Below are 16,935 nucleotides of genomic sequence, written 5' to 3' on the forward strand. Positions count from 1 at the left end.
GGCCTCGGACATTTGTTCGAACCGGGTCAGCCTGACGCGACGTCCTTGATGAGGTTGGTGATCCGCACCGTCGAGCAGCGCCGCCCCTGGTCGTTCAGCACCACGATCTCGTGCACCGCGGTGCTGCGTCCGAGGTGGATGGCGGTGCACGTCGCCGTCACCAGGCCGGAACGCGCGGAGGCGGTGTGAGTGGCGTTGATGTCGAGGCCGACTGCGAGGCGCCCCGGGCCCGCGTGGTAGTTGGCGGACATCGATCCCATCGTCTCGCCCAGCACCACGTAGGCGCCGCCGTGCAGCAGTCCGACGGGCTGCGTGTTGCCCTCGACCGGCATGGTGGCCACGGAACGTTCGGCGGAGAACTCGGTGAACGTGACGCCCATGCGCTCGGCGAGGACGCCGATCCCGCGTCGGTGCAGCCACTCGAGTCCGGGGGAGAGGTCGGACATCTCGGCTCCTCGGTGCTGTCCCTGACCGCCGGCGGCGTCGGTGGCGCTCGTTAGGCTGGCAGGGTGACGGACTCCGCAAAGCCTACCCTCCTGGTCGTCGACGGCCATTCGCTCGCCTATCGCGCGTTCTACGCGCTGCCGGTCGACAACTTCACGACCAAGGACGGCCAGCACACGAACGGCATCTACGGATTCCTCTCGATGTTCGTGAACCTCCTCAAGGCAGAGAAGCCGACGCACCTCGCGGTCGCCTTCGACACCTCGCGCGAGTCGTTCCGCACACGCGAGTACACGGAGTACAAGGCGAACCGCGCCGAGACGCCGGCCGAGTTCAGGGGCCAGATCCCGCTGCTCCAGGAGTGCCTCGAGGCGATGGGCGTGACCGTGCTGTCCAAGCCCGACTACGAGGCCGACGACATCCTCGCGACGCTGGCCACGCGCGGCGCGGCGGAGGGATTCCGCGTGCTGCTGTGCTCGGGCGACCGTGACACGATCCAGCTCGTCACGGACGAGATCACGCTGCTGTACCCGTCGGTGCAGGGCGTGTCGCAGCTCAAGCGCTACGACCCCGCCGCGGTCGTCGAGAAGTACGGCCTGCCGGCCGAGATGTACCCGGACATCGCGGCGCTCGTCGGCGAGACGAGCGACAACCTTCCGGGCGTCCCGAAGGTGGGCGAGAAGACCGCCGTGAAATGGCTCACCCAGTTCGGCTCGCTGGACGCGCTGCTCGAGGGCGCGGACACGATCAAGGGCGTCGTGGGCGGCAACCTGCGCGAGCACCTCGACGACGTCCGCCGCAACCGCAAGCTCAACCGCCTGCTGCGGGACGTGGACCTGCCCGTCGGGCCCGCGGACCTCGCGCGGAAGCCGCTCGACGCCCAGGCCGTGCGGGAGGTCTTCGCGCGGCTGGAGTTCCGGACGCTGCTGCCGCGCGTGTTCGAGGCCGCGGGCGCGGTCGCGGACGACGAGCCGGTGGCCGCGGGCGAGCAGGCCCCGGCCCCACGAGAGCTGGCTCCCGCCGAGCTCGCGGCGTGGGCCGCCGCCGCCGAGGGCGAGGTCGGCGTGACGGTGACGCTGCTGGGCGGGGCTCCCGATCGGATCGGTCTGTCGGCGGGGGGAGAGGCCGTGGAGGCGGCGTGGAGCGACGAGCTCGGCGCCCAGCTGGGGGCGTGGCTCGCATCGAGCGCTCCCAAGGTCATGTCGGACGCGAAGCCTCAGCTGAAGGCGCTGAGCCGTGCGGGGGCGCCCGTGGCGGGCATCGCTTTCGACGTGCTCCTGGCCGGCTGGCTCCTGCGCCCCAGTTTCCCCGACCGGACGCTGGCCCACCTCGTCGAGCGGTACCTCGGCGAGAAGCTGCCCGAGGCTGATCCGTCTCAGCTGGTCCCCGAGCAGGAGGGAGCGACGCCCGCGCAGCTGTCCTGGTACACGCTGCGCGTCGCCGACGGGCTCCGCGACGAGCTCCCGGAGGCCGTGTCGAGCGTGCTCACCGACATCGAGCTGCCGACGCTCGTGGCGCTGGTCGACATGGAGCTGGCGGGCGTCGCGGTCTCCCACGAGAAGCTGTCGGGTTTCTCCGCGGAGCTCGGCACGCGAGCCGAGGCGCTCGCACAGGAGGCGTACGCGGTCATCGGACGCGAGGTCAACCTCGGCTCGCCGAAACAGCTGCAGGAGGTGCTGTTCGAGGAGCTCGCGCTGCCGCGCACCCGGAAGACCAAGACGGGCTACACCACGGACGCGGGCGCTCTGGCCGATCTCCAGGAGAAGGCGCCGCACCCCTTCGTGGGCCTGCTGCTCCAGCACCGCGAGGCCACGAAGCTCAAGCAGATCATCGACGGGCTCGATGCCGCGATCGGGGCCGACGGCCGTGTCCACACCACGTACGTGCAGACCGGCAGCCAGACGGGACGCCTGTCGAGCACGGATCCGAACCTGCAGAACATCCCGGTCCGCACGGAGGAGTCACGCCGCATCCGCGCCGCCTTCGAGGTCGGCGCCGGCTACGAGGCGCTGCTGACGGCCGACTACTCCCAGATCGAGATGCGCATCATGGCCCACCTCTCGGGCGATCCCGGTCTCGTCGAGGCGTTCAACTCGGGGGAGGATCTCCATCGCTTCGTCGGCGCGCGGGTCTTCGGCGTCGCGCCCGAGGACGTCACGCCGGCGATGCGCACGAAGGTGAAGGCCATGTCGTACGGCCTCGTCTACGGGCTGTCGGCGTTCGGTCTGTCCAAACAGCTGCGCATCGAGCAGTCGGAGGCGAAGGCCCTCATGACCGAGTACTTCGCGCGCTTCGGCGCCGTGCGCGACTACCTGCGCTCCTCGGTGGAGCAGGCGCGCATCGACGGGTACACCGAGACGATCTTCGGACGCCGCCGGCCCTTCCCCGACCTCACCAGCCCCAATCGCGTGCTGCGCGAGAACGCCGAGCGTGCCGCGCTCAACGCGCCGATCCAGGGGAGCGCCGCGGACATCATGAAGATCGCGCTGTTCCGTATCCACGACGACCTGCGCGGCTACGCGTCGCGCGTCCTCCTGCAGATCCACGACGAGCTCGTGGTCGAGGTCGCACCCGGCGAGTGGGACGAGGTGGAGCGGATCGTGCGCGAGCGGATGGGCGGGGCGGCGGAGCTGACCGTGCCGCTCGATGTGCAGGTCGGGCGCGGGCTCGACTGGAACGAGGCGGCGCATTGACGGTCGGCACGCGCCACCGGGAATAGCGCGCTGCGTCGGCGGGTTCCATGCGGGTGAATAGGAAAGGATGGTCCGCATGGACATCGAGCTGGGCCTGGACACCTTCGGAGACGTGACGCGCGGTCCCGATGGCACGCCTCTGAGCGACGCGGCGACGATTCGGAACGTGGTGGAGCAGGCGACGCTCGCCGACGAGGTCGGACTGTCGTTCTTCGGGATCGGGGAGCATCACCGCCGGGAGTTCGCCGTGTCGAGCCCGGAGATCGTGCTCGCGGCGATCGCGTCGGTGACCGAGCGGATCAGGCTCGGAACAGCGGTGACGGTCCTTTCGAGCGATGACCCGGTGCGGGTCTACGAACGCTTCGCCACCCTCGACGCCGTCTCCCGGGGGCGCGCCGAGGCGATCCTCGGGCGCGGCTCGTTCATCGAATCGTTCCCGCTGTTCGGTTACGACCTGCGCGACTACGAGGCGCTGTTCGAGGAGAAGCTGGATCTGTTCGTCCGGCTCATGACGGAGAGCCCCGTCACCTGGACCGGCACGATGCGTGCCCCGCTCGACGACGCCGACGTCTTCCCGAAGACCGAACGCGGCCTCACGGCGTGGGTCGGAGTCGGGGGCTCGCCGGAGTCGGTCGTCCGAACGGCGCGTCACGGGCTCGGGCTCATGCTCGCGATCATCGGCGGATCGCCCGTGCGCTTCCGCCCGCTCGTGGACCTCTACCACCGGTCGCTGACGTCCTTCGGCCACGGGTCGGCGCCCGTGGGTGTGCACTCGCCCGGCCACATCGCCGAGACCGACGAGGAGGCGTGGGACGCGCTGTTCCCGGAGATGCAGGCGATGCACGAGAAGATCGGTCGCGAGCGCGGGTGGGCCGGTGGGTACAACCGGCTGACCTTCCAGAACGAGGTAGGGCCGCAGGGCTCCGTCTACGCCGGATCGCCGGAGCGCGTCGCCAGGAAGATCGCCGACACCGTCCGCACGCTCGGCCTGACGCGCTTCGATCTGAAGTTCGCCAACGGAGGCCTGGAGCACGACCGGCTCATGAGGAGCATCGAGCTGTACGGGACGAGGGTGGCGCCGCGTGTGCGCGAGCTGCTCGCGGAGGACGCGGGCGCGGCCTAATTGTCTGGGTGACCATTAGTATGACCGGATGACCTCACCCTCTCGCCGGATGGACGACCTGCCGTTCACGCGCAAGCACCTGCGTCTCCTGACCGGATCCGGCGTGGGCTGGGCGCTCGACGCGATGGACGTCGGATTGATCTCGTTCATCATCGCCGCCCTGGCGGTCGAATGGGACCTGACCCGCACCGAGACGTCCTGGATCGCCTCTGTCGGCTTCATCGGGATGGCCATCGGCGCGAGCCTGGGCGGGTTGCTCGCCGACCGCCTGGGTCGCCGGCAGGTGTTCGCGTTGACGCTGCTCGTCTACGGGATCGCCACCGGCGCGAGCGCGCTGGTCGGCGGCGTGGCGGCGTTGCTCGTCCTGCGCTTCCTGGTGGGACTCGGGCTGGGATCGGAGCTGCCGGTGGCCTCCACGTACGTCAGCGAGTTCGCCCCGAGCCGCATCCGCGGACGGCTCGTGGTGATCCTCGAGGCGTTCTGGGCCGTGGGCTGGACCGCCGCCGCCGTGATCGGCTACTTCGTCGTGCCGCTCGACGAGGGGTGGCGCTGGGCGTTCGCGATCGGTGCCGTGCCCGCGGTCTATGCCATCGTGGTGCGCTGGGCGCTGCCCGAATCCCCGCGCTTCCTGGAGAACAAGGGGCGCATCGCGGAGGCGGAGGCGATCGTCCGCGATTTCGAGCGCGCGGCCGGCCGCACGCACGACCCCCGCGCCGAGCCGCGCACGCGCGGAGAGGCCGCGGAGCGCGGCGTCGAACGCGCCGACACCCAGCCCGCCGCCCCGAAGAAGGGGCGCGGCCTCGCGGCCGTCGCACAGCTGTGGGTTCCGGGGATGCGCCGCCGCACCGCCGCACTCTGGGTCGTCTGGTTCTGCGTGAACTTTTCCTACTACGGTGCCTTCATCTGGATCCCCTCGATCCTCGTCGCCCAGGGCTACGAGCTGGTGGCGTCGTTCGGGTTCACGCTGATCATCACGCTCGCGCAGCTGCCGGGTTACGCCGCGGCCGCCTGGCTGATCGAGGTGTGGGGCCGCCGCGCCACCCTGTCGGTGTTCCTGATCGGGTCGGCGGTCTCGGCCCTGTGCTTCGGGAACGCCGGCGAGGAGTGGCAGATCATCGCGGCGGGCATGGCCCTGTCCTTTTTCAACCTCGGCGCGTGGGGCGCCCTGTACGCCGTGAGCCCGGAGCTCTATCCGACCTCCGTGCGTGCGACGGGCGCGGGATGGGCCGCCGGGGTCGGGCGGATCGCGTCGATCGTCGCGCCGCTGTTCGTCGCGTGGGCGCTCGACCTGGGCGGCGCGGCGCTGTTGTTCGCAGTGTTTTCGGCGTTCTTCGTGATCGCCGCTCTCGCGGTCATCCCTCTCGCCGACCGGAAGGGCGTACCGCTGGACGACGAGCGATCCGCGCACGTCTGACAGCCCCGCCCCGGCGGGCATAGGCTGAGGCGATGGCTGAGGTGCGGTTCGTGGCGATCGGCGACTCCTTCACCGAGGGAGTGGGCGACGAGCTGCCCGACGGCACCGTCCGCGGCTGGGCCGACCTCGCGGCGCAGGGATGGGCGGATGCGCGCGGCGAGGCGATCCAGTATGCGAATTTCGCGATCCGCGGAAAGCTCGCGTGGCCGATCGTCGAGGAGCAGCTCGAGCCGGCCCTCGCGCTGCGCCCCACCCATCTCTCCTTCAACGGCGGAGGCAACGACATGCTGCGTCCCCGCACACCGCTGTCACGGATCGCGGACGCCTTCTCTCAGGTGCTGCGGCGCTGCGATGAGGAGGGGGTGCGGCTGATCCTCCTCTCGGGCGCCGATCCCACCGGAGGCCTGCCGCTGGGGCGGGTCGTCCGGCGCCGCGGCGACGCACTGTCGGAAGCGGTCGTCGCGCGCATCGCAGAGCGGCCGGACGTCATCCGTGCGCTCAACTGGCCGGACAAGGAGCTGGCTCAGCCCGCCTTCTGGTCGGAGGACCGGCTGCACATGAACGCGCGCGGTCACCACCGTGTCGCCGCCCGCGTGCTCACCGCGCTCGGGCTCGAGCCGGATCCGTCGTGGTGGTCCCTCCCCGAGCAGGACATGCCGGGGCGCCTCGCCGGAGCCGCGTACTACCGCACGCACGTGGGTCCGTGGCTCCGGCGTCGGCTCACGCGCACCTCGTCCGGGGACGGGCGCACGCCGAAGTTCCCGGACTGGCAGACCATCCCGCCTTCATTCAGCGGAATGGAACCGGGGGAGAGTGGGTTGACGTCATCGTGAAGAAGATCGGGTTCCTGTCCTTCGGCCACTGGACGCCGCACCCGCAGTCGGGCACGCAGAGCGCGCGCGACATGCTGCTGCAGGCCATCGACCTCGCTCAGGCGATGGAGGACATCGGCGCCGACGGCGCCTACTTCCGCGTGCACCACTTCGCGCAGCAGATGAGCTCGCCGTTCCCGCTCCTGGCCGCGATCGGCGCCCGTACCTCGCGCGTCGAGATCGGCACGGGTGTGATCGACATGCGGTACGAGAACCCGATGTACATGGTCGAGGATGCGGGCTCCGCGGACCTGATCTCCGGGGGCCGCCTCCAGCTCGGCATCTCGCGCGGCTCACCCGAGCAGGTGATCGACGGGTGGCGACACTTCGGGTACCAGGCCGCGGAGGACGACGGCGACGGCGCCGAGATGGCGCGGCGCAAGACCGAGCTCTTCCTTCAGCTGCTCGAAGGGCGTGGCTTCGCGCAGCCGAACCCCCGGCCGATGTTCCCGAACCCTCCAGGTCTGCTGCGGCTCGAACCGCACGCCGACGGACTCCGGCAGCGCATTTGGTGGGGTGCGGGCTCCAATGCCACGGCGCGTTGGGCGGCCCAGCAGGGCATGAACCTGATGAGCTCGACACTGAAGAACGACGAGACGGGCGAGCCGTTCCACGTACAGCAGGCACAGCAGATCCGGCTGTTCCGCGAGGAATGGTCGCAGCACGAGTGGGGCTTCGAACCGCGGGTGTCGGTCTCCCGCTCGATCGTGGCGATCACGGATCACCGCGATCGCCGGTACTTCGCCGGCGGCGGCGACCGCGAGGACCAGATCGGCTACATCGATCACAGTACCCGGGCGATCTTCGGACGCTCGTACGCGGCCGAGCCCGAGGTGCTGATCGAGGAGCTACGCCGTGACGAGGCCATCGCGGAGTCGGACACGTTGCTGATCACGATCCCGAGTCAGCTGGGCGTCGACTACAACACGCACCTCATCGAGTCGATCCTGACCGAGGTCGCGCCCGCCCTCGGCTGGCGCTGACCGCTCAGGACGCGGCGGCGCCGCGGTAGCCGACCATCCAGTGCGGCTCGATGCGGTACATCCGGATGTCTTCGCCCCACGTGGTCGGATCCGAGCCGTAGTGGCGCACCCAGTGCGCGATCGTCTCCGTCCAGGCCTCGTCGTCGGGCGTGAGCCGTACGGCGCGACCATGGCAGAAGACGCCGAGGCGTTCGCCGTCCACGTGGGCGGCGCTCACGGCCGGGCGGGCGGCGAGATGGACGGCCTTCGCCGAGCGGCCGTCGGTGCCGAACGTCCAGCGGCCGTGGAGGAAGTGCCCGTCCACCGCGCTCACGCGCGGTTCACCGGAGGCCGTGACCGTGGCCAGGCTCAGCACCTTCATGCCGTCCAGCGCGGGCACGAGTGCGGCGGCATCCATCCGATGCTCGCCGCTGACGATGTCGCGCAGGTGCGCGGTGCCGCCCCGATGGGAGCGGTCCAGGAGGGACTGGAGCTCATCGAGCTCGTCGGGTGTCTCGTACATGCGCGCGACCCTACGCGCCGCCGCCGACATCGGTCCGTGTCGGGAGCAGCCGAGGAGCCACCCGGACCAGCACGACCATCACCACAAGCTCGATCAGCGTCTGAGTGACGACGACGAGGGGCGCGGGGGAGAGGCGCTCGGGCAGCGCCAGCACGAGCGGCAGCACGACCAGCGAATTGCGCGTGACGCCGCTGAACAGCACGGCGCGGCCATCGGGCATGCCCAACCCGGCGACGCGCGCCGCGACCACCCCGACGGCGGTCATGACGGCCGCGAACAGCACGAACACCGGGATCACGGGCGCCAGGCGCGCCAGGTCCCCGCCGACAGCCGCCACCTGAGAGGCGACCACGGCGCCGAGCGTGAGCATCATGAGGGGAACCATCGCGGTCGTTGCGGCGCGGCCCGCGTGCCGCGCAGCCGGGTGGCGCGTCGCGAGCGCCTGCGTGACGGCGGCCGCGGCGAGCGGCAGGACGATCAGCACCAGGAACGCCTCGAGGAACGGGCCCGGCACGATGGCCGAGACCAGCGCCGGGCCCGCCATCGCCCATAGGTAGAGCGGCAGCAGCACCATCTGGCCGAGCATGAGCAGGGGAGTGGCGGCCAGCAGTCGGTCGCGCGACCCGCCGGCCAGGCCGCTGAACGCGATCACGTAGTCGATGCACGGCGTGAGCAGCACGAACAGGACGCCGACAAGGAGCGCCTCGTCCGCGGCCACGAGGCGCGACACCCCGAACGCCACGACGGGGGCCACGACGAAGTTCACGACGGCGAGCGTCGCGAGGAAGCGCCGGTCGCGGAGCGCGGCGCTCACCCGCGCCAGCGGGACGCCGAGGAAGGTCGCGTAGAGCAGCAGGGCCAGCAGCGGCGTGATCGCGCGCTCGAGCGGCGCCGCGACGAGCGGGGCGGCGAGTCCCACCGCGGCGCCGACAGCCAGGGCAACCAGATAGAGCGCGACCTGATGGCGTTCCAGTGCCTGCGCGATCCGGTCCATCGGATCAGTCTGGCAGTGTCGCGGTGCGTACCTGTGTCACCCGGCGGTGCCGAAGCCCTCGCGCGCCTCGCGCTCGGCGAGCGGCTCGAGCTCCTGGAACAGCGTGACCTGCAGGTCGCCCGGGACCTCCAGGCGCGCGTTCAGGGACCGCCACGGCGTCTCCCGCGGGGCGGCCGTGAGCTCGGCTCCGCCGTCCACCAGCCGGCTCGTCATGGCCTGTGTGTCGTCCACCTCGAACGCGAGCCGGATCCGCGCGCTGCGCCCGCCGTCCGTCTCGACGCGGTCGATCATGCGCACCTGTGCGGGGTTCGCAAGCTCGAGCGTCGCGGCCCCGGCGTGCAGGATGGCGACGCGTGCGCCGTCCTCGCCCTGGAACGCCGCCTGCTCCGGCAGCCCCAGCGCGTCGCGGAACAGGGCGAGCGCGCCGTCGAGGTCTTCCACCTCCACCACCACGCGAAGCTGGCGGACGCGGGCGGGAGAGGCGGAGCTGCCGGGGAGCGACGAAGGCGCGAGATCATCGGTCATACGCCTACGGTACGAGCTGACAGAGGCGCGAGGGGCCGTACGAGCGACCGTCGACGCCGCTCCCGGTCAGTCGGCTTCCGCGAACGCCGCAACCTCGCCGATGACGCGCGGATCGGCCAGCACCCGGAAGTGTCCGCCGGTGTCCAGCACGACGTTCTTCGCCCCCGCCAGCTCGCTGCCCTCGGGGATGTGGGGGTCGAAGCGGGCGTAGATCGACACGATCCGCGCGTTGATGGCGATCTCCTGCGCGAGCGCGAGGATCGTGGCGTTGCGGGGCGCGAAGCTGCGCAGCGTCGGAAGCACCATCAGGCGCGCGTACCGCGACCCGCCGAACGGTGCCGCCACGGCGACCATGCCACGCACGCGGCTCGCCCCGGGGCCGAACGCCATCACGTGCTTGCCGATCAGGCCGCCCTTGCTGTGCGCGACAAGCACGACGTCACGCAGGTCGTGCTCGACGAGGTGCGCCGCCACGAGCCTCGCGCCCTCGTCGATCGGGCGACGGTTGTCGCGCAGCGGGTCGACGACGTGGACGGGGTGACCGCGCTCGTGCAACGCCACGATGAGCGGCTGCAGGAACTTCCACGTCTCGTAGACGCCGGGGATCACCACGATGGGCGTGCCGTCGCCCGAGCGGAACGTCTCCGGCTCGGTGCGATCCAGGAGCGCCCGCCCCTGCCACTGCACGGCATAGGCGTAGTCCCGGATCCACCAGCCGAGCCTGCGCGCCGGACCGATCACCGGCGGTCCTCTCCCCGCGCGAACCATCGCACGGCGCCGGCGACGGCTCGCGGCGCGGTGTGCTGAACGAGGTGCGGATGCCCCGGCACTTCGACGAGACGCGCATGGGAGGCCCGATCGCGGAGCCGGCCGCACCACTCGGGCCCGGCGATGGGGTCCCGGCCCCCGCGCAGCACGAGCAGGGGCTGGCGGAGCGCCGCCACGCGCTCCTCCATGGGGTACTCGAGCATGTGCGGCAGCTGCCGGAAGTACCAGACCGGCCCGCAGCGCAGGTACTCGGTCAGCACGCGTGCGTTCGCGGACGGGCTCTCGCGCAGGCAGTCGTTCCCGAGCGCAACGGACTGGGCGATGACGTTGCGATAGCGCTCGTCTACGACCGGCCCGATCGTGACGACCCGCGGCACCAGGTCGGGCCGCTGCGTGGCCAACTCCACGCTCCACTGCGTGCCCATCGACACGCCGATCGGGATCACCGGCCCGGTGCCGACCCGGTCCAGAACCCGACCAAGCCAGGCCGCCATCTCGGGAACGTCAGGCGACGTCGGCGGTTTCGGCATGCCGCCGAAGCCCGGCAGGTCGACGGAGTGCACGGTGTGGTGCTCGCTGAGGACGGCATGCAGGCGCGAGAACAGGCGGTGGGAGATCCCGATGCCGTGCACCAGGAGGAATGTCAGCTGGCTGCCGTCGGTCGCGCGTCGGCCGGTGTCCGCCTCGGCCGAGGTGAGGATCCGGAAAACGTGGCCGTCCAGATCGACGAGGCGCGCGGTGGGCATCCCCTCATTCTTCGCCATCCGCCGCACGAGCACCCGGGGATTGACGCCCGGACGCCGGCCCTGGCATGGCGAGGGCCCCGGCGATCAGCGAGACGGCGGTGGCGGGCAGGAAGGCGAGCAGCGGAGGCAGGGTCTCGAGCAGGACGCCCGTGCCCGCCGCGCCGAGCGCCTGACCGAAGATCAGCGTGACGAACAGCAGCGACGTTCCGGCGGACGCGCGGGCGGGATCGATCTCGCTGGTCCACGAGATCAGGGCGCCCGAGACTGCTCGACGCGGCTGACGAGCTGTTCTTCTCGCAGGCCATCGCGGCGACTCCCGTGGATGCGGTGCTCCGCCGGGCGGGCATCTCCACGGCGACGCTCTACCGGGGCTTCGACAGCAAGGAGGGGCTCGTGGCCGCGGCGCTGGAGCGACGCCAACGCGCGTGGATCGAGGTTAGGGACGCGGCGATCGCTCGCTCGCGCACCGACGAGGAGCGCGTGCTCGCCGTGTTCGATGCCCTGGACGAGTTCCGGGCCAGGCCGACGGGATCCCGCTGGTGCGCGTTCCTCGGCGCGGCGGCGGAGTACGCGGACGCCCCTCCCGAGATCGCTGCGGCCGTGCAGGCCGACACGGACGCGTTCCGCACACGCCTGTCCGCCCTCGTTGCCCCCCTGGTCGACGATCCGGACGCACTCGCGGATCAACTCCTCCTCGTCATCACGGGCGACCTTGCGATGCGTCTCCGGCGTCCCACCCACCCGACGTCCACGGCTCGCGCCATCGCTTCCGCACTGCTGGCCCAGGCGTCGCGGTGAGCACCGAGCTCACGCGCCGTGCTGATTTGAGGTTCCTGGCAAGAGCCTGGGAGGGATTGTTACTTCTTCGTGATCATGGCGTAGCGTGGCCCGTCGAACCGCGAGGGACCGCCGTCGGATCCGCCCCCAGAGTCCCTCGTGCCACGAAATCGAGATCGATTCCGGTCGGGCGGATCGGCAGGCGAACGTTCGCCCGCCAAGACGGGGCCGTGGAGTTCCGCGTGATGACGAAGAAGAATTCTCGACCCGACGCCGTGACCCGACGTTCCACCCGCGCGGCGCGAGGAGGCCTCGTCGCGGCCGGCGTACTGGCCGCCGCCGCCGGAGCGTTCATCCCGACCGCGGCCAACGCCGCCGACGAGAGCACGTGGGACGCGCTCGCGCAGTGCGAGTCGGGCGGCAACTGGTCGATCGACACCGGCAACGGGTACCGCGGGGGACTGCAGTTCTCGCAGTCCACGTGGGAGGCGAACGGCGGCTCGGGCAACCCTGCGGCCGCTTCCCGTGAGGAGCAGATCCGCGTCGCCGAGAACGTCCTGGCGACGCAGGGCTGGGGCGCCTGGCCGACCTGCTCCGCCAAGATCGGCGCGAGCGGTGCCGCCCAGCCCAGCGCGCCGGCCCCCGCCCCGCAGAGCGCGCCCGCCGCGCCGGCCCCGGCCACTGGGGGAGCCGCACCTCAGGCATCCGCGCAGGCGCCCGCGCCGGCGCCTGCGGCGCCGACCTACGCGCTTCCGGACGTGGAGCCCTCGGACGAGACGTACACGGTCGAGACGGGCGACACGCTGTTCGAGATTGCGGAGCAGGTCGGCGTGGAGACCGGCTGGCTCGGCATCTTCGCGGTGAACCAGGACACCATCTCGAACCCCGACCACATCGAGGTGGGGCAGGAGCTGGTGCTGCCGGCCGAGTAGCCGGCACAGAAGGGCGCGGGGCAGGATGCCTCGCGCCCTTCGTGTTTCCGCGCTCCGTCCAGCGTGGCGAATCAGCCCGAGACCGGCGTGGCGGAGGAGCGGCGGCCTCGGTACACGAGCGCACGCAGCAACCACTCGGCGGGCCCCCGGCGTCCGGTCCGCTCGAGCGCGAGCGCAAACCCCAGAGACAGCAGCCACACGGCGACGGCCACGAGCGCGACCTGCCATTCGCTGAGCAGGCCGCCGAGTCCGAAACCCCACGCGCTCAGGACCGGGGCGAAGAGCAGCGACTGCAGCAGGTAGCACGACAGCGACCGCTTGCCGACGGCCCGCAGGCCGCGGGTGAGGCCGCCGCGTGCGCCGGCGCGCGCGACCCGCTCCGCGATCAGCGCGAAGACCGCGGCGTACCCGAGCGCGCCGAACAGCCCCGTGAACGCATGCAGCATCGTGGGCGTCCAGTCGGGCACATCCCACACGCCGAGCTGGACCAGCACGGACGGGATCGCACCGATCCATCCGACCGGGATCCCGATGGCCGCCGTGCCGGTGAGCAGCCGGCGATGCTGCTCGGGCGATTCCAGGATCCGGCGGCGCGCGCACACGATCGCGAGGAGGACGGCGACGGGGACGACCAGGCCGAGGAGTCCCTGGCCGAGCACGAGCGGCAGCCAGAACTGCAGTCGCGGCAGGATCGACGCGACGTAGGGTTCGACCCCCGCGAGCTGCGGCAGCGGGAACTCGGTGAGCTCAGCGTACTCCGGGGGGATCATGATGCCGCCGATCACCGCGAAGCCCGCCATGAGAGCCAACAGCGCGGTGAGCACGATCGACCACACGATGAGGGTCTTGTCGCGGCGCCGCAGGAACAGCCAGACGACGACGAGCCCGATCAGGCCGTATGCGCCGAGGACATCGCCGTACCAGAGCAGCGCGGCGTGGACGGCGCCGAACACGATGAGCCACAGGTGCCGCAGCTGCAGCAGGCGGCGCGCACCCCTCTCGTCACCCCCGGTGAGCTGCTGCCGCGTGTACAGCTGCCACATGCCGTACCCGAACAGGAACGCGAACAAGGGATAGCTGCGCCCGTCCACCGCGACGATCGCGACCGTCTGCCACACCGCGTCGAGGCCCGTCGCCCCGGTCCGGTGCGCGTTCACCATCGACGTCTCGGCGCCGTAGAGGAACCACGGCGCGTTCGCGAGAGCGATGAGCAACAGCATGAGGCCGCGCGCGAGGTCCGGCGCTATCGCGCGCGGGGGAGAAGGGGACGTCGTCGTGGCGGCATCGATTCCGTCGCGCGTCATGCGGCCAGCCTAGGGTGTTTCGAATGTCCGCGCCCCGTGGCACCATCGCGCCATGAGCCTCTCCGAAACCGAACGACAGTCCTTCCTCGCCGAGCCGCACTACGCCACCATCAGCGTCTCGGCCGGTTCCGGCCGTGGGCCGCTGGCGGTACCGATCTGGTACGACTACGAGCCCGGCGGCCTGGTGCGGATCATCACGGGCCGCGACTCGCGCAAGGCGCGGCTGATCCGCCAGGCCGCCCGTTTCACCCTGCTCGTCCAGCGCGTGCACCCGAACCCCCGATACGTCAGCGTCGAAGGCCCGGTCGTCGAGGAGCGGGATCTCACCGAGGCGATCGATTCGGCGATGGCTCACCGCTATCTGCCTCCGGCGGCTGCGGCGGCCTACCTCGAGCGCTCGAAGTCCTTCGGCCCGCAGGTCGTGATGGACATGCGCCCGGAGCATTGGCTCTCCGCCGACCTCCCGCCGCTCGGCTGAGGCACGCGACGCACACGAACGCGTGTCGAGACAGCGGCCCTCGGTCCCGCCGGACGGCTACACGCGCATGAGCTTGATCGGGTTGCTCACCTGACGCAGTCCTCGCACACGCCCGGACGGCGCGACATCGACGTGGACGACATCGCGCCGCCCGCTGTGGACGATCTCGACGAGCTCCTCGCCGTTCGCGGCGAGCAATCGGAACCGCGGGGCCACCGGGCGAACGGCGTCCTGCGCGAACAGCACGCCCACGAGGAAGCGCACGATGCGCTCCGCACCGAAGATCGGATTGAGCGCGCTCCGCACGCGGCCGCCGCCATCGGTCCACAGGATGGCGTCGTATTCCAGAAGGCTCACGACGGTGGTGATGTCGCCGGTCTCGATCGCGGACACCAGCTGCCGGATCACGGCGCCGCTCCCGACGGACGCGCTCGCGGGCTCGGGCGATCCCAGTCTCCGCTCGCCGCGAGAGATGAGCTGGCGGACGGCGGCAGGCGAACGGCCCAGGATCGGCGCGATCTCGCTCGCCGTCATCGCGAAGGCCCGGTGCAGGACGATCGCCGCGCGCGCGTCGGGCGCCAGCTGCTCGGCGAGGTGCAGCACCGCGAGCGACAGCAGTTGACGGCTCGCGACGACATCCTCCGGCAACCGCTCGGTCGCCACCGGCTCGGGAAGCCACGGCCCGACGTAGTCCTCGCGCTGCCGGTGGCGCTGCCGCAGCCGGTCGATCGAGCGCCGCACACAGGCCGTCGTGAGCCACGCCGGCCACGACCGCACGGCCTGTTCCGAGGAGCGCTCCGCCGCCACGGCCTCGATGGCGACCTCGGAGACCACATCCTCCGCGTCGCCGTAGTCTCCGAGCATCCGATAGGCGATGCCGACGAGCCGATCGCGCTCGACCGTCCAGGCCTCAGCGGCGGGGGAGGGGGAGCGGGACACGTCCACCACGCTAGCCCCGTCAGGCCAGGGGATGCTTCGCGTCCAGCGGCGGCTCCATCTCGGTCGCGATCGCCACGCGGTTCCACACGTTGATGGTGGCGATGGCCAGCACGATCGCTCCCAGCTGAGCCTCGTCGAAGTGCTCGGCGGCCGCGCCCCAGATCTCGTCGGTCACCGTGTCGGGCCCCAGGCGCGTGACGGCGTCCGTGAGCGCGAGCACCGCGCGCTCCCGCGCATCGAGCAGCGCTCCGGCGTGCTGCCAGGCGGCCACGGCGGCGAGCTTCCGTTCCGGGATGCCGCGCTTGCGTCCATCGGTCGCGTGGATGTCCACGCAGAAGCCGCATCCGTTCACGATCGACGCGCGGAGCTTGATCAGCTCGTACAGCTCCGCATCGAGGGCACTGCGGACGTAGCCCTCCAGCCCGATCACCGCCGCATAGCCGAGCTTGTTCGTGCGCCCGATGTTGATGCGCGTCATGGTTCTCCTCGTGTCGCCCGCGGGCCCTCGGTGCCGACGCCGACGCGTCGCGATGCCGCGGCTACTTCATATGTCGACGGCACGGCGCGAAGTGTGACAGTCCAGCCCGTGGGTTGATTCCCGTCCTGGCCACCGGGACACTCGCCGCATGCGCGGCGATGCTGGCGTTCGTGCTGTACGGCGCGTCGGTCGGCAGCGCCGCCGCCCGCCGGGTCGAGGACGGCGCAGATTCGCCGCGCCCGCCGACATAGCTGCCACGCCGTGCTACGTTGTGCTACATGGAGACGGTCAGTCACCGCGAGATGCGCAACCGCAGCGGCGAGATCCTGCGGCGCGTCGAAGCGGGGGAGTCGGTGCGGGTGACGAACAACGGTCGCGTCGCCGCGCTCATCGTCCCTCCGGCAGGGGGAGTGCTCGACGGCATGATCGCCCGCGGCGAGGCTCGCGGGCCGATCGCTGACAAGGAAGCGCTGCTCGCCATCGATCCGGTCGCCTCGCCGACGCCATCCGACCAGTTGGTCGACGATGCGCGGGGGAGATGGTGACATCCGCGTATCTCGACACGTCCGCAGCGATGAAACTCATCGTTCTCGAGGACGAGACATCGGCGTTGCGGACATGGTGGGGCGGCACCGAGGCCACCATCGCGTCCTCCTGGCTGCTCCACACGGAGTTGCACTGCGCCGCCGGCCGTCGGCCCGAACTCGTCACGCCGACGTCCATCGCCGCGATCCTCGGCGCCGTCACGCTCATCGACATCACACGCGGCGATCTGCTCGCGGCGGGCACGCACGCGCCGCTCCGGTCGAATGACGCGATCCACCTGGCCACGGCGCTCCGGATTGGAGCCGACGAGCTGATCACGTACGACAGTGAGCTGGCCGGCGCCGCGAGGGCCGCGGGACTCCGGGTGTCCTCACCGCGCTGATCGCGTCGCGCTCGACTGCGTGAGGAGGACGGCCG

19 protein-coding genes are annotated in these 16,935 nt (G+C 71.1%); 10 read left to right on the top strand and 9 right to left on the bottom strand.

The window, feature by feature from the left end; translation table 11 throughout:
• Window positions 1-26: 26 nt before the first annotated feature.
• Window positions 27-446 carry a PaaI family thioesterase gene (locus IEX37_RS02330; protein ID WP_188754615.1) on the bottom strand — a complete coding sequence of 140 codons (420 nt, stop codon included), beginning with the start codon at window positions 444-446 and terminating at the stop codon, window positions 27-29.
• Window positions 447-509: 63 nt separating this feature from the next.
• On the opposite strand from IEX37_RS02330, the gene polA reads away from it, so the two are divergent.
• From polA to IEX37_RS02355, 5 genes are all read left to right on the top strand, one after another.
• Entirely contained in the window at window positions 510-3,137 is a 2,628-nt protein-coding gene (polA, locus tag IEX37_RS02335) for a DNA polymerase I (RefSeq protein ID WP_188754616.1), read from the top strand.
• 76 nt (window positions 3,138-3,213) lie between these two features.
• Window positions 3,214-4,260 (top strand): LLM class flavin-dependent oxidoreductase, encoded by a 1,047-nt coding sequence (locus IEX37_RS02340; protein ID WP_188754617.1) that lies wholly within the window; start codon window positions 3,214-3,216, stop codon window positions 4,258-4,260.
• A gap of 28 nt (window positions 4,261-4,288) precedes the next feature.
• Window positions 4,289-5,674: an MFS transporter gene (locus IEX37_RS02345; RefSeq protein ID WP_188754618.1), complete on the top strand. Its 1,386-nt coding sequence runs from the start codon at window positions 4,289-4,291 to the stop codon at window positions 5,672-5,674.
• A 32-nt stretch (window positions 5,675-5,706) separates the two neighbouring features.
• Window positions 5,707-6,507: an SGNH/GDSL hydrolase family protein gene (locus IEX37_RS02350; RefSeq protein WP_188754619.1), complete on the top strand. Its 801-nt coding sequence runs from the start codon at window positions 5,707-5,709 to the stop codon at window positions 6,505-6,507.
• A complete protein-coding gene (locus IEX37_RS02355) occupies window positions 6,504-7,529 on the top strand; it encodes an LLM class flavin-dependent oxidoreductase (protein WP_188754620.1) in 1,026 nt (341 codons plus the stop codon). Before IEX37_RS02350 ends, IEX37_RS02355 begins: the two co-directional genes overlap by 4 nt.
• Window positions 7,530-7,533: 4 nt before the next feature.
• Here IEX37_RS02355 and IEX37_RS02360 read toward each other — a convergent pair whose 3' ends face one another.
• The 5 genes from IEX37_RS02360 to IEX37_RS02380 all read right to left on the bottom strand — a co-directional run bounded on the left by IEX37_RS02360 (window position 7,534) and on the right by IEX37_RS02380 (window position 11,064).
• The gene (locus IEX37_RS02360; protein WP_188754621.1) at window positions 7,534-8,031 is read right to left on the bottom strand and encodes a pyridoxamine 5'-phosphate oxidase family protein; all 498 of its coding nucleotides are present in this window, start codon (window positions 8,029-8,031) and stop codon (window positions 7,534-7,536) included.
• A gap of 10 nt (window positions 8,032-8,041) precedes the next feature.
• The gene (locus IEX37_RS02365; RefSeq protein ID WP_188754622.1) at window positions 8,042-9,025 is read right to left on the bottom strand and encodes an arsenic resistance protein; all 984 of its coding nucleotides are present in this window, start codon (window positions 9,023-9,025) and stop codon (window positions 8,042-8,044) included.
• A gap of 36 nt (window positions 9,026-9,061) precedes the next feature.
• Window positions 9,062-9,550: a VOC family protein gene (locus IEX37_RS02370; protein WP_188754623.1), complete on the bottom strand. Its 489-nt coding sequence runs from the start codon at window positions 9,548-9,550 to the stop codon at window positions 9,062-9,064.
• Window positions 9,551-9,616: 66 nt separating this feature from the next.
• A complete protein-coding gene (locus IEX37_RS02375) occupies window positions 9,617-10,291 on the bottom strand; it encodes an esterase/lipase family protein (RefSeq protein ID WP_373286239.1) in 675 nt (224 codons plus the stop codon).
• Window positions 10,288-11,064, bottom strand: a complete 777-nt coding sequence (locus IEX37_RS02380; RefSeq protein ID WP_188754625.1) for an alpha/beta fold hydrolase — start codon at window positions 11,062-11,064, stop codon at window positions 10,288-10,290. Before IEX37_RS02380 ends, IEX37_RS02375 begins: the two co-directional genes overlap by 4 nt.
• A 318-nt stretch (window positions 11,065-11,382) precedes the next feature.
• Here IEX37_RS02380 and IEX37_RS02385 point away from each other — a divergent pair, with 318 nt between their 5' ends.
• Window positions 11,383-11,862: a TetR/AcrR family transcriptional regulator gene (locus IEX37_RS02385; protein ID WP_229663012.1), complete on the top strand. Its 480-nt coding sequence runs from the start codon at window positions 11,383-11,385 to the stop codon at window positions 11,860-11,862.
• A 224-nt stretch (window positions 11,863-12,086) separates the two neighbouring features.
• Complete coding sequence (locus tag IEX37_RS02390; RefSeq protein WP_188754699.1) at window positions 12,087-12,773, top strand: transglycosylase family protein; 687 nt, start codon at window positions 12,087-12,089, stop codon at window positions 12,771-12,773.
• Window positions 12,774-12,844: 71 nt separating this feature from the next.
• On the opposite strand, the gene IEX37_RS02395 is transcribed toward IEX37_RS02390, so the two are convergent.
• Complete coding sequence (locus tag IEX37_RS02395) at window positions 12,845-14,077, bottom strand: DUF418 domain-containing protein (protein WP_188754626.1); 1,233 nt, start codon at window positions 14,075-14,077, stop codon at window positions 12,845-12,847.
• A gap of 52 nt (window positions 14,078-14,129) precedes the next feature.
• Between IEX37_RS02395 and IEX37_RS02400 the strand changes: the two genes are divergently transcribed.
• A complete protein-coding gene (locus IEX37_RS02400) occupies window positions 14,130-14,555 on the top strand; it encodes a pyridoxamine 5'-phosphate oxidase family protein (RefSeq protein WP_188754627.1) in 426 nt (141 codons plus the stop codon).
• Window positions 14,556-14,612: 57 nt separating this feature from the next.
• Here the strand turns inward: IEX37_RS02400 and IEX37_RS02405 are convergent, their stop codons facing one another.
• Together IEX37_RS02405 and IEX37_RS02410 are read right to left on the bottom strand one after the other, a co-directional pair.
• A complete protein-coding gene (locus IEX37_RS02405; RefSeq protein ID WP_229663013.1) occupies window positions 14,613-15,494 on the bottom strand; it encodes a sigma-70 family RNA polymerase sigma factor in 882 nt (293 codons plus the stop codon).
• A gap of 19 nt (window positions 15,495-15,513) precedes the next feature.
• Window positions 15,514-15,972, bottom strand: coding sequence for a carboxymuconolactone decarboxylase family protein (locus IEX37_RS02410; protein WP_188754628.1), 459 nt, complete (start codon window positions 15,970-15,972; stop codon window positions 15,514-15,516).
• Window positions 15,973-16,250: 278 nt separating this feature from the next.
• Between IEX37_RS02410 and IEX37_RS02415 the strand changes: the two genes are divergently transcribed.
• Together IEX37_RS02415 and IEX37_RS02420 are read left to right on the top strand one after the other, a co-directional pair.
• Window positions 16,251-16,517: a type II toxin-antitoxin system Phd/YefM family antitoxin gene (locus IEX37_RS02415; RefSeq protein ID WP_188754629.1), complete on the top strand. Its 267-nt coding sequence runs from the start codon at window positions 16,251-16,253 to the stop codon at window positions 16,515-16,517.
• Window positions 16,511-16,900 (top strand): type II toxin-antitoxin system VapC family toxin, encoded by a 390-nt coding sequence (locus IEX37_RS02420; protein WP_268236508.1) that lies wholly within the window; start codon window positions 16,511-16,513, stop codon window positions 16,898-16,900. Before IEX37_RS02415 ends, IEX37_RS02420 begins: the two co-directional genes overlap by 7 nt.
• The last annotated feature ends 35 nt before the right edge of the window (window positions 16,901-16,935 follow it).

The organism is Microbacterium album (genome assembly GCF_014643695.1).
Classification (GTDB): Bacteria; Actinomycetota; Actinomycetes; order Actinomycetales; family Microbacteriaceae; genus Microbacterium; species Microbacterium album.

Excerpts from the sequence above, each read along its gene's own strand:
- IEX37_RS02415 (WP_188754629.1), top strand. The coding sequence starts at position 16,251 with ATGGAGACGGTCAGTCACCGCGAGATGCGCAACCGCAGCGGCGAGATC.
- IEX37_RS02395 (WP_188754626.1), bottom strand. The coding sequence starts at position 14,077 with ATGACGCGCGACGGAATCGATGCCGCCACGACGACGTCCCCTTCTCCC.
- IEX37_RS02360 (WP_188754621.1), bottom strand. The coding sequence starts at position 8,031 with ATGTACGAGACACCCGACGAGCTCGATGAGCTCCAGTCCCTCCTGGAC.
- IEX37_RS02345 (WP_188754618.1), top strand. The coding sequence starts at position 4,289 with ATGACCTCACCCTCTCGCCGGATGGACGACCTGCCGTTCACGCGCAAG.
- IEX37_RS02365 (WP_188754622.1), bottom strand. The coding sequence starts at position 9,025 with ATGGACCGGATCGCGCAGGCACTGGAACGCCATCAGGTCGCGCTCTAT.
- IEX37_RS02400 (WP_188754627.1), top strand. The coding sequence starts at position 14,130 with ATGAGCCTCTCCGAAACCGAACGACAGTCCTTCCTCGCCGAGCCGCAC.
- IEX37_RS02330 (WP_188754615.1), bottom strand. The coding sequence starts at position 446 with ATGTCCGACCTCTCCCCCGGACTCGAGTGGCTGCACCGACGCGGGATC.
- IEX37_RS02390 (WP_188754699.1), top strand. The coding sequence starts at position 12,087 with ATGACGAAGAAGAATTCTCGACCCGACGCCGTGACCCGACGTTCCACC.
- IEX37_RS02340 (WP_188754617.1), top strand. The coding sequence starts at position 3,214 with ATGGACATCGAGCTGGGCCTGGACACCTTCGGAGACGTGACGCGCGGT.
- IEX37_RS02370 (WP_188754623.1), bottom strand. The coding sequence starts at position 9,550 with ATGACCGATGATCTCGCGCCTTCGTCGCTCCCCGGCAGCTCCGCCTCT.
- IEX37_RS02380 (WP_188754625.1), bottom strand. The coding sequence starts at position 11,064 with ATGCCCACCGCGCGCCTCGTCGATCTGGACGGCCACGTTTTCCGGATC.
- IEX37_RS02410 (WP_188754628.1), bottom strand. The coding sequence starts at position 15,972 with ATGACGCGCATCAACATCGGGCGCACGAACAAGCTCGGCTATGCGGCG.
- IEX37_RS02350 (WP_188754619.1), top strand. The coding sequence starts at position 5,707 with ATGGCTGAGGTGCGGTTCGTGGCGATCGGCGACTCCTTCACCGAGGGA.
- IEX37_RS02420 (WP_268236508.1), top strand. The coding sequence starts at position 16,511 with ATGGTGACATCCGCGTATCTCGACACGTCCGCAGCGATGAAACTCATC.